The sequence below is a fragment of the Sphingopyxis italica genome (assembly GCF_011926545.1).
Lineage (GTDB): Bacteria > Pseudomonadota > Alphaproteobacteria > Sphingomonadales > Sphingomonadaceae > Sphingopyxis > Sphingopyxis italica.
Genome location: NZ_JAATIT010000003.1, coordinates 273,127 through 285,747 on the forward strand (window position 1 = coordinate 273,127; position 12,621 = coordinate 285,747).

At 65.8% G+C, this 12,621-nt stretch carries 12 protein-coding genes; 7 read left to right on the plus strand and 5 right to left on the minus strand.

Annotation, left to right across the window (positions count from 1 at the left end):
* Positions 1–129: 129 nt before the first annotated feature.
* Entirely contained in the window at positions 130–1,317 is a 1,188-nt protein-coding gene (locus GGR90_RS12560) for an SGNH/GDSL hydrolase family protein (RefSeq protein ID WP_167921797.1), read from the minus strand.
* A gap of 221 nt (positions 1,318–1,538) precedes the next feature.
* On the opposite strand from GGR90_RS12560, the gene GGR90_RS12565 reads away from it, so the two are divergent.
* Positions 1,539–2,021, plus strand: a complete 483-nt coding sequence (locus GGR90_RS12565; protein WP_167921798.1) for a GFA family protein — start codon at positions 1,539–1,541, stop codon at positions 2,019–2,021.
* Between the two features lie 15 nt (positions 2,022–2,036).
* Here GGR90_RS12565 and ahpF read toward each other — a convergent pair whose 3' ends face one another.
* The 3 genes from ahpF to GGR90_RS12580 form a co-directional block, all read right to left on the minus strand.
* Complete coding sequence (gene ahpF, locus GGR90_RS12570) at positions 2,037–3,605, minus strand: alkyl hydroperoxide reductase subunit F (RefSeq protein ID WP_209023764.1); 1,569 nt, start codon at positions 3,603–3,605, stop codon at positions 2,037–2,039.
* Positions 3,606–3,729: 124 nt separating this feature from the next.
* Positions 3,730–4,293, minus strand: coding sequence for an alkyl hydroperoxide reductase subunit C (gene ahpC, locus GGR90_RS12575; RefSeq protein WP_167921800.1), 564 nt, complete (start codon positions 4,291–4,293; stop codon positions 3,730–3,732).
* A 144-nt stretch (positions 4,294–4,437) separates the two neighbouring features.
* Complete coding sequence (locus GGR90_RS12580) at positions 4,438–4,731, minus strand: hypothetical protein (RefSeq protein WP_167921801.1); 294 nt, start codon at positions 4,729–4,731, stop codon at positions 4,438–4,440.
* A 144-nt stretch (positions 4,732–4,875) separates the two neighbouring features.
* Here GGR90_RS12580 and purT point away from each other — a divergent pair, with 144 nt between their 5' ends.
* The 4 genes from purT to GGR90_RS12600 all read left to right on the plus strand — a co-directional run bounded on the left by purT (position 4,876) and on the right by GGR90_RS12600 (position 10,395).
* The gene (purT, locus tag GGR90_RS12585) at positions 4,876–6,057 is read left to right on the plus strand and encodes a formate-dependent phosphoribosylglycinamide formyltransferase (protein ID WP_167921802.1); all 1,182 of its coding nucleotides are present in this window, start codon (positions 4,876–4,878) and stop codon (positions 6,055–6,057) included.
* A 236-nt stretch (positions 6,058–6,293) separates the two neighbouring features.
* Positions 6,294–9,104, plus strand: coding sequence for a DNA polymerase I (gene polA, locus GGR90_RS12590; RefSeq protein WP_167921803.1), 2,811 nt, complete (start codon positions 6,294–6,296; stop codon positions 9,102–9,104).
* Entirely contained in the window at positions 9,101–9,601 is a 501-nt protein-coding gene (locus tag GGR90_RS12595; RefSeq protein WP_167921804.1) for a hypothetical protein, read from the plus strand. Before polA ends, GGR90_RS12595 begins: the two co-directional genes overlap by 4 nt.
* A gap of 119 nt (positions 9,602–9,720) precedes the next feature.
* A complete protein-coding gene (locus GGR90_RS12600) occupies positions 9,721–10,395 on the plus strand; it encodes a CDP-alcohol phosphatidyltransferase family protein (protein WP_167921805.1) in 675 nt (224 codons plus the stop codon).
* Between the two features lie 8 nt (positions 10,396–10,403).
* On the opposite strand, the gene GGR90_RS12605 is transcribed toward GGR90_RS12600, so the two are convergent.
* Entirely contained in the window at positions 10,404–11,297 is an 894-nt protein-coding gene (locus tag GGR90_RS12605) for a prephenate dehydratase (RefSeq protein WP_167921806.1), read from the minus strand.
* A gap of 186 nt (positions 11,298–11,483) precedes the next feature.
* Between GGR90_RS12605 and GGR90_RS12610 the strand changes: the two genes are divergently transcribed.
* Complete coding sequence (locus tag GGR90_RS12610) at positions 11,484–12,140, plus strand: c-type cytochrome (protein ID WP_167921807.1); 657 nt, start codon at positions 11,484–11,486, stop codon at positions 12,138–12,140.
* A complete protein-coding gene (locus GGR90_RS12615; protein WP_167921808.1) occupies positions 12,140–12,571 on the plus strand; it encodes a c-type cytochrome in 432 nt (143 codons plus the stop codon). The genes GGR90_RS12610 and GGR90_RS12615 overlap by 1 nt, the downstream gene beginning before the upstream one ends.
* Positions 12,572–12,621 lie beyond the last annotated feature (50 nt).

Here is a 12,621-nt window from a genome sequence, read left to right on the forward strand (position 1 = left end):
CAAAAACCCCTTTCGTATCTGGACGCCGGCCGTATATGAGACGTTATCTCATATCACAACCCCGCCAAGGGCTTTTCTTGCATGTGTCTTCTTCCCCGCGCGCCTTCGCGGCGCGCGGCCGCCCTCACGTCACTCGAAAATGTCCAGCGGGACCGCTTCGCCTATCCGCGTTTGGCCGCGCCCGTCGGGGTGAAGATTGTCCCCGCGCTGCAGCGCGGGGTCCAAACGCTTGGGATTGGAGGGGTCGGCGACGAACTTCTCCATGTCGACGACGGCGTCGAACGTCCCCGAGGTCCGGATCCAGTCGTTGACCCGCATGCGCATCGCCTCGCCCGCGTCGGTGTGATAATTGGCGCCCTCGAACGGCAATATGGTCATGCCGATCGCCTTGATGCCGCGCCGGTGCGCGCTTGCGACAAGCTTTTGATAGCCGTCGATCAGTTGCTCATAGGATATGGTCGGCGCCGTCGTCCCGTCCGGTCGGCGCCGGCCCGAACTGCCGATGTCGTTGACCCCCTCGAGGATCACGACATGGGTGACGCCCGGCAACGCCAGAACGTCGCGATCGAATCGTTCCACGGCGCTCGGCCCCGCCCCGTGCGAAACAACCCGATTGCCTGAAATCGCCTGCGTCACGACCACATGGGGCTTGCCGACCCGTGCCAACCGGCGGCCGAGGACATCGCCCCACCGGCAGATCGGCACGGCATCGATCGCGCATCCCGTATTGTCGGTGATGGAATCGCCGAACGCCACGATCACCGGTCGTGCCGCCTTGCCCAACACATCGACGCCGGCGAGCAAGGGCCGGTGGTCGGACGTGCGCACGGCGGCAAAGGGGGTCCGCGTGAAATTGCCGGGTGCCGATATCAAGGTCTTGTCGCCGGAGGCGCCATGTACCGTGTCCAGTTCCACGGAGCCTGGAAGATAGATCGAAATTTCGATCACATCGAACGCATCGACCCGCAGTTCTGCCGCATCGCTGATCAGGGTTTCTCCAGCCGGCACCCGCACCGTGGGCCGGCCGCCGAAGCGAACGGGAACGGCGTTTTCGCCCGGTCGCCCGACGCTGGCCGCTCCGATAGTAAGCGGTTTGCCGCCATATTCATGGGACAAGCGAAGCCGAATGGCGCCGCCCTCGGCGCCAACGCGAACCGCAAACCGTACCGTAGCGTTCTCGATCGCTACTTCCTGCTTCTCGTTCGCGGCTTCCCACATGCTCGCGGACCAGGCGGGCGTCCATTCCCCTTTCGCCGGGGCGGCCGCGACCAGCAGCAGGGCGCCGGCAGCGACAAAGGGTTTCCAAAGGCGACGCATTCTGCACTCCCATGTTCGCAGGATATTTTTCCCGATTTGGCGCCACTCGGACACGGCAGGATGCGGCGTGGGCCGATTGTCGCCTGCACCATAAACCGAGATGATATATATGATAAAATTCCGCGACAAGCCCCAAGATCAGTGCGCGGCGTATCGCCGCCGCGCACCGCTTCCCCGCGCGCGCATTGTGAGCGCGCCCCGCCTTGTGATAGCAAGGCGTCATGGACAGGATCGAAACCCAGGCCTCGGGCGGCTGTCAGTGCGGCGCGGTGCGCTACCACGTCAGCGCGGTGCTCGACACGTCGCATATCTGCCATTGCCGCATGTGCCAGAAGGCGGCGGGTAATTTCTTCATCGCGCTGATCGGGGTGCCGCGCGATGCGATCGGCTGGACGCGCGGCACGCCGGCCTGGTTCAACAGCTCGGACAAGGCGGCGCGCGGCTTCTGCCGGGACTGCGGGACGCCGCTCGCCTATGATTATTTCGAGAGCAAACATATCAACCTGACCACCGGTTCGTTCGACGATCCGTCGCTCTTCCCGCCGCAGGTCCAGTTCGGTCTCGAAGGCCAGCTGTCGCTGTTCGAAGATTTGCCGATCAAGGGCGAGGGAACGACCGAGGAGACGATGAGCGAGCTCGTCGGCGCGATCAAGGCGAGCAACCACCAGCATCCCGATCACGACACCGAGGCATGGCCGCGCTGAGGCGCGCGGAGCGCGTCAGCCGCCCGAGCGGATCAGATGGTCGAAGGCCGAAAGCGACGCCTTCGAGCCTTCGCCCATCGCGATGACGATCTGCTTGTAGGGCACCGTCGTGACGTCGCCCGCGGCAAAGATGCCCGGCTGGCTCGTCGCGCCGCGCGCATCGACCTCGATCTCGCCGCGATCGCTCAATGCCAGCACATCGCCGAGCCATTCGGTGTTCGGGATGAGGCCGATCTGGACGAAGATACCTTCGAGTTCGACGAGATGCTCGTCATCCTTGTTGCGGTCGCGATAGCGCAGGCCGACGACCTTCTCGCCATTGCCGAGCACCTCGATGGTGAGCGCCGAGGTGATGATCGTGACGTTCGGCAGGCTGCGCAATTTCGTCTGCAGAACCGCGTCCGCGCGAAGCTGACTATCGAACTCGATCAACGTCACATGCGCGACCAGCCCCGCGAGGTCGATCGCCGCCTCGACGCCCGAATTGCCGCCGCCGATCACCGCGACGCGCTTGCCCTTGAACAGCGGGCCGTCGCAGTGCGGGCAATAGGCGACGCCCTTGTTGCGATACTCGGCCTCGCCGGGGACGCCCATCTGACGCCAGCGCGCACCGGTCGACAGGATCACCGTCTTGCCCTTGACGCTCGCGCCGCTTTTCAGCTTCACTTCGTGCAGGCCTGTGGCGCCGCCCGGGATCAGCTCGGCGGCTTCCTGCACGTTCATCACGTCGACCTCATAATCCTTCACATGCGCCTCGAGTTGCGCCGCCAGCTTCGGGCCCTCGGTGTGCTGGATCGAGATGAAATTCTCGATCCCCAGCGTGTCGAGCACCTGCCCGCCGAAGCGTTCGGCGACGATGCCGGTGCGGATGCCCTTGCGCGCCGCGTAAATAGCGGCCGCCGCGCCACCGGGTCCGCCGCCGACGACGAGCACGTCGAACGGCTCCTTCGCTGCGATCTTTTCGGCCGCGCGCGCGACGGCGCCGGTATCGAGCTTCGCGACGATCTGCGCGAGGTCCATGCGGCCCTGGCCGAAGGGTTCGCCGTTGAGGAATACCGCGGGGACCGCCATCACCTGACGCCGCTCGACCTCGTCCTGGAACAGCGCGCCGTCGATCGCAGTGTGGCGGATATTGGGATTCAGCGCGGCCATGATGTTGAGCGCCTGCACGACGTCGGGGCAATTCTGGCACGACAGCGAAAAGAAGGTTTCGAAGACGAAGTCGTCCCCATCGTCTTTGGCAAGCCCCCGCACCGCGTCGAGCAGCTCGGCCTCTTCCTTCGGCGGATGCCCGCCGACGTGGAGCAAAGCGAGGATCAGCGAGGTGAATTCATGCCCCATCGGCAGGCCTGCGAACACGGCTTCGGCGCGGCCCTCATCGGCGCGGATCGCGAAAGAGGGCCTCCGCGCATCGTCGCCATCGAAACGCGCGGTGACGAGGTCCGACTGCGCCGCGACTTCCTCGACCAGCGCACGCATCTCGGCCGACTTGGGCGAGGCGTCGAGGCTCGCGACCAGCTCGATCGGGCGGCGGAGATTGCCCAGATAGGATTTGAGCTGGGCGGTCGTGTTGGCGTCGAGCATCGGCATGGGGAGAGCCTTTCGGACAGGAGCAACGGTTCGCCGCGGGAACGGCGTCAGAATTCTTGTTTTTAGGGATGCGAGGACCGGGCGAGCACCGCTCGCCCGGTCCTGCAAATCGGTCGGCTTAGATCTTGCCGACGAGTTCGATCGAGGGCGCGAGCGTTTCGGCGCCTTCTTCCCACTTCGCCGGGCAGACCTGGCCGGGGTTAGCGCGGACATAGACCGCGGCCTTGATCTTGCGGACCAGTTCCTCGGCGTTGCGGCCGACGCCTTCGCTGGTGATTTCCATCACCTGGATCACGCCGTCGGGATCGACGACGAAGGTCGCGCGGTCGGCGAGACCCGAATCTTCACGCAGCACGCCGAAGTTGTTGGCGAGGACGTGGTTCTGGTCGCCCAGCATGTGATAGTTGATCTTGCCGATCGCCGGCGAGCTGTCGTGCCATGCCTTGTGGCTGAAATGCGTGTCGGTCGACACCGAATAGACTTCGACGCCGAGGCCCTGAAGCGTCGCATACTGATCGGCGAGGTCTTCGAGCTCGGTCGGGCAGACGAAGGTGAAGTCGGCCGGATAGAAAAAGAAAACCGCCCACTTGCCCGCAACATCGGCGTCCGTGACGGGCACGAACTTGCCCTGATAATACGAGGTGGCGTTGAACGGCTTGATCGAGCTTCCGATGATACCCATGGGAGAGTGTTTCCTTTGTTTGCTGCACTGCAAAATGATTTGCAGGGGCCAGCTATGCGGACTGGCGCGCGCACTCAACCCCAATTTTTCGGGCACACTCATCGGTTTAATCGATTAAAAGCCGCGTTCGCGTGAAACGGCAAATTATCGGCAGATATCCTTCGCCCCGGCCAGAAGATCGATCACCTCCGTATCGAAATCGTCGGGCATACCCGGCGTGATCTTGCGGAACCGGCGAGCGCAATAGGCGGCGCGCGGACCGAGATCGGGCACATCCTTGAACTTCAGGCCGGTGCCCGGCTGCCCTCCGGTCAGGTCGGGCATCTCCGCCAGCACCGCGCGCACCGTGAAGACGGCGCCCGGGCGAACCTCGGGCGGGTAACGCTCGTGCCGACTGATGCACAGCGCCAGATCATCCACTCGCCAATCGTCGGTCATCATAGCCCTCCCGCAGCATTCACCAGGGTGGTTGAGCGGAAGCTATCACAGAATCGGGCCGCGCACGACGCCATTTGGTCGCTGGCAAAAACGCGGGTCCCACCGTAGACGCGGACCATGTTCGGACGGGCAACGGAGCGCCACATGACCCCCACCGCAAAGATCCTCCTCCTCGGCTCGGGCGAGCTTGGCCGCGAATTCGTGATTTCGGCGAAGCGTCTCGGCTGCCATGTCATCGCCTGCGACAGTTACGCCGCTGCTCCGGCGATGCAGGTCGCGGACGAATATGAGGTTTTTTCGATGCTCGACGGCGAGGCGCTGCGCGCCGCGATCGAAAAGCATCGCCCCGATCATGTCGTCCCCGAAGTCGAGGCGATCCGCACCGAAATTCTCGCTGAAGTCGAGGCCGAGGGTTTTCATGTCGTCCCTTCGGCGCGTGCGGCGCAGCTCACGATGAACCGCGACGCGATCCGCGACCTCGCCGCGAGCGAACTCGGGCTCGCCACCTCGGCCTTCGAATATGCCGAGACGCGTGAGGAATTGCGCGCCGCCACAGCGCGCATCGGCTTCCCGCTGGTCGTGAAGCCGGTGATGTCCTCGTCGGGCAAGGGCCAGAGCACGGTGAAGGACGCCGCCGGCATCGACGCGGCGTGGGATTATGCCGCCGCCGGGATGCGCGGCGACCGGCTGCGCGTCATCGCCGAGGCGTTCGTCGACTTCGATTACGAGATCACCTTGCTCACCGTGCGGCACAAGGACGGCGTCGCCTTCTGCCCGCCGATCGGTCACCGGCAGGAACGCGGCGACTATCGCGAAAGCTGGCAGCCTGCGGCGATGTCGGACGCGGCACTGGCGAGTGCACAGGACATGGCGACCAAGGTCGTCGATGCGCTTGGCGGCCACGGCATCTTCGGGGTCGAATTTTTTGTAAAGGGCGACGACGTCATATTCTCCGAACTCTCGCCGCGTCCACACGATACAGGGATGGTGACGCTGGTCTCGCAATCGCTGTCCGAATTCGATCTCCACGCCCGCGCGATTCTCGGTCTGCCGATCCCCGCTATGACCGTGCCGCACGCGAGCGCCAACGCGGTACTGCTCGCCGACCGCGACGCGGCGGACTTCACCATCACCGGCCTCGCCGATGCACTGGTTCCGCCGAACGCGAACGCCCATGTCGATGTTCGCATTTTCGGCAAGCCGGTCACGCGGCCCTGGCGCCGCATGGGCATCGCGCTCGCCCGCGTCACGGAAGGCACAACCGACGAGGCGCGCGTGGTTGCGGCGGCGGCCGCGGCGAAATTGTCGATCGACTACCGGGGATAAACTCGCCTCACCGAGCGGCGTTTTCGGCCGAAACCAGCCCACCTTTTCCTTCGTCATCCCCGCGAAAGCGGGAACCCAGAGCCTGCGTAGGCTGATCCCAAACCGGGTTCCCGCTTTCGCGGGAATGACGAATGTTGGGAATGACAGCTCCCCACCCCAAAGCAGCCATCCGCAACTGCAACGTCTCGCACGGACATAGCTAGGCCGCCCGCGCCTCCGCTGCTACACCCCGCGCCATGTCCGAGAAGAATCATCTCTATCTGGTCGATGGCTCCAGCTACATCTTCCGCGCCTATCACCGCCTGCCGCCGCTGACGAACCCGAACGGCGTGCCCGTCGGCGCTGTCTATGGCTATACGACGATGCTGTGGAAGCTCGCGAAGGATCTGCACGACGCCGACGGGCCGACGCACCTTGCCGTCATCCTCGACCATTCGAGCCACTCGTTCCGCAACGAGATCTACGATCAGTATAAGGCGAACCGCCCCGAGCCGCCCGAGGATCTTCGCCCGCAATTCCCGCTGATCCGCGACGCGACGCGCGCCTTCTCGCTGCCGTGCATCGAGATGGAAGGCTTCGAGGCCGACGACTTGATCGCGAGCTACGCCGAAGCCGCCGTGCGCGAAGGCTGGGACGTTACGATCGTCAGCAGCGACAAGGATCTGATGCAGCTGATCCGCGAGCCCGCCGAAGGACCGCAGGTCGACATGCTCGACACGATGAAGAATGTCCGCCTCGGGCTCGAAGCGGTGAACGAAAAGTTCGGCGTCACCCCCGACCTCGTCGGCGACGTGCTCGCGCTGATGGGCGACAGCGTCGACAATGTCCCCGGCGTGCGCGGCGTCGGGCCCAAGACCGCGACCAAGCTGATCCAGGAATATGGCAACCTCACCGCCGCACTCGACGGCGCGGAAACGATGAAGGTGTCGAAGCTGCGCGACAATCTGATCGAGCATCGCGCGATGGCCGAATTGTCGCGCATCCTCGTCGACCTGAAGCGCGATTGCCCGCTGCCCGATGCGCTGGACGCGCTGAAGCTCGGCGCGATTCCGCCGCTGCCGCTCAAGAGCTTCCTCGACGAGCATGGCTTTCGTTCGCTTTCGGCGAAGCTCGACCTCGGCGGCACGCCGGGCGGTCCCCCGACCCTGCCGCGTGCGAGCACTGTCCCGGTGGCGTCCGCCACGGGGCCCTCGACCCCCACCCTGCCGCCAATGCCCGCCATCGACCGCGCGCTTTACGAGACGGTGACGACGATCGAGGCGCTCGACCGCTGGGTCGAGGAAGCGCGCGCCGCGCATGTCGTCGCGATCGATACCGAGACCGCGAGCCTCGACAGCGTCACGGGCACCCTCGTCGGCGTCAGCATGGCGACCGCGCCTGGCCGCGCCTGCTATATCCCGCTCGGGCACGGCGGAACCGACATGTTCGCCGAAAAGCCCGAGCAGGTGCCGCTCGCCGACGCGATCGGACGCCTCCACGCGCTCTTCGCCGACGAGGCGGTGCTCAAGGTCGGCCATAACCTCAAATATGACATCGGCGTGCTCGCGCAGCACGGCGTCACCATCGCGCCCTATGACGATACGCTGGTGATGAGCTTCGCGCTCGACGCGGGCAAGCATCAGCACGGCCTCGACGAACTCGCGAAGCTCCACCTCGACCATGTCTGCATCTCGTTCAAGGAGGTGTGCGGCACGGGCAAGTCGCAGATCAGCTTCGCCGAAGTCCCGCTCGACCGTGCGACGCAATATGCCGCCGAAGATGCCGAGGTCGCGTGGCGGCTGTGGAAGCTGCTCAAGCTGCGGCTGCCGATCGAGGGCGGGACGCGCGTCTATGAAATGGTCGATCGCCCGCTTGCATCGATCGTCGAGGCGATGGAGCGCGCCGGCATCATGGTCAACCGCGACTATCTGGCGCGGCTGTCGGGCGAATTCGCAAACGAGATGCTGCGCATCGAAGGCGAAATCCACGGCCTCGCGGGTCAGCCCTTCGCGATCGGCAGTCCCAAGCAGCTCGGCGAAATATTGTTTGACAGGCTCGGCCTCAAGGGCGGGCGCAAGGGCAAGTCGGGTGACTGGTCGACCGACCAGAACGAGCTCGAACGCCTCGAACGCGACGGGGTGCCGATCGCGCGCAAAATCCTCGAATGGCGCCAGCTTGCCAAACTGAAGTCGACCTATACCGACGCGCTGCAACAACAGATCAACGCGACCACCGGGCGCGTCCACACGAGCTACAGCCTCGTCGGCGCGCAGACCGGCCGGCTGTCGTCGACCGACCCCAACCTCCAAAATATCCCGATCCGCACCGAGACCGGCCGCCAGATCCGCGACGCCTTTATCGCGGCGCCCGGCCATGTTCTCGTCGCCGCCGACTATAGCCAGATCGAACTGCGGCTCGCGGCGCATATGGCCGACGTACCGGAACTCAAGGAAGCCTTCGCGCAGGGTCAGGATATCCACGCGGCGACCGCGATCGAGCTGTTCGGCGAGGTCAACCGCGACACGCGCGGCAAGGCGAAAACGGTCAATTTCTCGATCCTCTACGGCATTTCGCGCTGGGGCCTCGCCGGCCGGCTCGAAGTGACGCCCGACGAGGCGCAGGCGCTGATCGCGCGCTATTTCGAACGCTTCCCCGGCATTTCGGACTATATCGCCGACACGCTCGAGAATGTGCGCGCTAAGGGCTATACCGAAACGCTGTTCGGCCGAAAAACCTGGTTCCCGCGCATCAAGGCGGCGAACCAGAACGAGCGCGCGGGCAGCGAGCGCGCCGCGATCAACGCCCCGATCCAGGGCACCAGCGCCGACCTGATCAAGCGCGCGATGGCGCGGATGCCGAAGGCATTGGCGGATGCCGGGCTTTCCGACGTCCGGATGCTGCTGCAGGTTCACGACGAACTGGTGTTCGAGGCGCCCGAGGACAAGGCCGCGGCCGCTGGCGAGGTCATCCGGTCGGTGATGGCAGGCGCAGCCGAGCCGGCGCTCAAGCTGTCGGTCCCGCTGGAGGTCGAGGTCGGTACGGGCAAGAGCTGGGGCGAAGCGCATTGATCGCCGCGCTGTTGTTCGTCGCGGCGCTCGCCGCCGAACCCGCCGCCGTGCCCCCGGAGACCGCCGTCTCCACGCCAGCAAGCCCGTCGCCGATCGCCGACACCGACCTGCGCGAATTTATCGCGATCGCGGGACGCAAGGTCGCGGGGCGGCCGGTCGAGGGGCATTATGCGACCGCCGACAAGGTGTTGCTGATCCGCCGCGACGACAAGGGCTATCCGGTCATAGCGGCGAGCATGGGCTTCCCCTCGCGCCAGTCGCTTCCCGCGCCGCCCACCGGCACGCTCGTCGTCGTCCGCTTCCACCAGCGTTCCGAAACCGTCGTTCCCGGCCCGACCGCCGACGATCTGGCCTTCGTGAAGGCGAACCGGCTGCCGCTGTTCGTAGTCGGCGAATGGGCCCGCCCCGCGCCGATGTGGGAGGTGGCGTGGGTCGATGGCGCGGTGCGTTTCCGCACGATCGGCGAGGTCGGAGAAATCGGGCCCTGGCGCGATTGACCGGCGCGAAGGCACGCCGCACCGACAGTGCCACCCTTTCGCCCGCACGACTTTGCCTCTATGACGGCCCGATGACATGCGGCCGGCACCTTTGTGACAGCCGGCAGTAAAGGGTCCACATGAGCAAGTTCGAACCCGTCGCCAAGGCGCCGGTCCGCATCCAGCAGAATATCCTCGCGCGCAGCGAGCGCCGCCTACTCAACTGGCTCTGCGCGCGCCTTCCCGCGTGGGTCACGCCCGACCAGCTCACCACGTTGGGGTTCGCCGGCGCGGTGCTCGTCGCGGCGGGCTATCTGCTCAGCTGGTTCGACAGCGAATGGCTCGGTCTGTCGCTCGTCGGCTATATCGTCAACTGGTTCGGCGATTCGCTCGACGGCAGCCTTGCGCGCTGGCGCGGTATCGAACGCCCGAATTACGGCTATTTCGTCGACCATAGCGTCGATGCGATCGCAACGCTGCTGATGATCAGCGCGATCGGCATGAGCCCCTATATGCGGCTCGACGTCGCGCTGATGGGGGTGATCGGCTATTTCCTGCTGTCGATCCACACCTTCATTTCGGCGAAGATCCTCGGCGAATTCCGCCTGTCCTATATGGCGGGCGGGCCGACCGAGCTGCGGCTGATGCTGATGGCGATGACCGTCGCGATGCCGATCGTCGGCGGCGCCGACATAAAAGGTACCAATTTCTCGCCCTTCGACCTGTTCGCGCTCGTCGTTTCGAGCATCCTCGTGACGCTCTTCATCGTCCAGACGTCGGCGACCGCACGGATGCTCCGCCGCCGCGGGGGGTAGCGGCGCGGTCAGGGACGCACGCGCGCCTGCGCGTAGGTGCCAAGCAAGCGCAGCGATTTGGTCTGGAAATCGAGTTCGTCGAGCGCGCGGTCGATCCGTTCGTCGCCGGGCGCCCCGACAATGTCGGCATAAAATTTGGTCGCCGCGAAGCTGTCGCCGGTCTGATAGCTTTCGAGCTTGGTCATGTTGACGCCGTTGGTCGCGAAGCCGCCGAGCGCCTTGTAGAGCGCGGCGGGAATATTCTTCACCTCGAACATGAAGGTCGTCATCAGCGGCCCCGGGATCGCCGCCACATCGGCAAGCGGCTCGCGCGCCAGCACCACGAAACGCGTCATATTATGGTCGGCGTCCTCCATCCCGGTGCCGTGCAGCGTCAGGCCATAAAGCTCGGCCGCGTGCGGCGGGGCGAGCGCGGCGAGCCCGACCTCGTCGCTGTCGGCGACCCACGCCGCCGCGCCGGCGGTATCGCTATGTGCGACCGGCGCGATATTATTGGCGCGCAGCCAGTGGCGGCATTGCCCCAGCGCCTGCTCGTGGCTCATCGCGCGCGTCACCGGTCCAAGATCGCGGCTCATCAGGCCGTAGCGGATCGGCAGGAAATGCTCGCCGACGATCGACAGGCCCGATTCGGGGAGCAGGAAGTGGATGTCGGCGACGCGGCCGTGCAGGCTGTTCTCGATCGGGATGATCGCGCGGTCGACGCGGCCTTCGCGCACGGCGTCGATCGCATCCTCGAACGCATAGCAGGGCATCGGCAGCGAGTTCGGGTCATATTCGCGCGCGGCGAGGTCGCTGTTCGCGCCCGGCGCGCCCTGAAACGCCAGTCCGCGCGCCGGCTCGGCGAGCGCCACCGCCCGCATTTCGTCGACCAGATGCTGCGCCGAAGCCGAATAGCTGCCCATCGATTGCCTTCCCAGGGTGGAGCCGCGGCGCATAGCCGTCTCGCCTGCCGCGCGCAACCGGGCCTTCCGCCTTTGGCTCTGCGGGCGATTTCATCCCCTTGCGCCGCCGTCGCCGCACCTTTAAGGGAGCCTCCAAATCAAAGATGCGCCCGGCAAGCGGGCGCCAGCTAACGGGGCTGCTAGAGCATGGACGATCGCAACAATACTATTGCTGGCTGGGTGCTGTTCGCCGGCATTTGCGCACTGGGCCTGACGATCGGGTCGCAGATGTTGTTCGCCAGCCACGCCCCCGAAAAGCCCGGTTATCCGATCGAAGACGCCGAAGCCGGCGCCGGTGGCGGCGAATCGGCCGTACCGCTTCCCAACCTGCTCGCCGCTGCCGATCCGGCGAAGGGCGAGGCGGTGTTCGCGAAATGCGCCGCGTGCCACACGATCAACCAGGGCGGCGCCAACGGCATCGGCCCGAATCTGTGGGGCGCGCTCGGCAAGCCGCACGGCCATGTTCCCGGCTTCGCCTATTCGGCGGCGCTGAAGGGCGTTGCGGGCAATTGGGACTTCGCCGGCATGGACGAATGGGTGAAGAGCCCGCGCAAATATGCTCCGGGCACCAAAATGTCGTTCGCGGGCCTCGGCAGCCCCGAGGACCGCGCGAACCTGATCGTCTATCTGAACAGCCAGGGTTCGAACCTGCCGCTGCCCGCCGCCGAAGTCCTACCTGCGGCGGAGGACGCCGCCGCCGCTCCGGCGGAAGGCGACGCAGCCGCTGCCGCCCCGGCGGCCGAGGGCGAAGCCGCTCCGGCTGCCGACGCCGCCGCGCCCGTCCCGGCCGAAGCCAAGAAATAATGCGGCTCGCGCCCGTGCTGCTGGCGGGCGCACTGGCGCTCGCCGGCTGCGGCAAGAGCGAAGCCCCCGCCGACGACGCGGCCGCGAGCGGCGAAGCGGCGGTCGAAACCCCGGCTATCGCACCGACCGCGGCGATGGGCGAACAGGTCTTCCGGCGCTGCGTCGCGTGCCACACCGTCGAAAAAGGCGGATCCAACGGCATCGGCCCCAATCTGCACGGCGTTGTCAGCGCCCCCGTCGCGTCAAAGCCGGACTTTTCCTATTCGGGCGCGATGAAGGCGAAGGGCGGCGTCTGGGACGAAGCCGCGCTCGACGCCTATCTCAAGGCGCCGATGAAGGATGTCCCCGGAACGCGCATGGCATTTGCCGGGGTGATCGACGCCACCGATCGCAAGGCGCTGATCCTCTATCTGGAAGCGCAGTCCAAGTAACCGTCGCCCCCGCGAAGGCGGGGCCGCCGGATCAGAGGCTCCAGCGGCCA

Bases quoted from the DNA above. Each gene is read 5' to 3' on its own strand.
- GGR90_RS12560 (WP_167921797.1), bottom strand. From the start codon at position 1,317: ATGCGTCGCCTTTGGAAACCCTTTGTCGCTGCCGGCGCCCTGCTGCTG.
- GGR90_RS12565 (WP_167921798.1), top strand. From the start codon at position 1,539: ATGGACAGGATCGAAACCCAGGCCTCGGGCGGCTGTCAGTGCGGCGCG.
- ahpF (WP_209023764.1), bottom strand. From the start codon at position 3,605: ATGCTCGACGCCAACACGACCGCCCAGCTCAAATCCTATCTGGGCAAT.
- ahpC (WP_167921800.1), bottom strand. From the start codon at position 4,293: ATGGGTATCATCGGAAGCTCGATCAAGCCGTTCAACGCCACCTCGTAT.
- GGR90_RS12580 (WP_167921801.1), bottom strand. From the start codon at position 4,731: ATGACCGACGATTGGCGAGTGGATGATCTGGCGCTGTGCATCAGTCGG.
- purT (WP_167921802.1), top strand. From the start codon at position 4,876: ATGACCCCCACCGCAAAGATCCTCCTCCTCGGCTCGGGCGAGCTTGGC.
- polA (WP_167921803.1), top strand. From the start codon at position 6,294: ATGTCCGAGAAGAATCATCTCTATCTGGTCGATGGCTCCAGCTACATC.
- GGR90_RS12600 (WP_167921805.1), top strand. From the start codon at position 9,721: ATGAGCAAGTTCGAACCCGTCGCCAAGGCGCCGGTCCGCATCCAGCAG.
- GGR90_RS12605 (WP_167921806.1), bottom strand. From the start codon at position 11,297: ATGGGCAGCTATTCGGCTTCGGCGCAGCATCTGGTCGACGAAATGCGG.
- GGR90_RS12610 (WP_167921807.1), top strand. From the start codon at position 11,484: ATGGACGATCGCAACAATACTATTGCTGGCTGGGTGCTGTTCGCCGGC.
- GGR90_RS12615 (WP_167921808.1), top strand. From the start codon at position 12,140: ATGCGGCTCGCGCCCGTGCTGCTGGCGGGCGCACTGGCGCTCGCCGGC.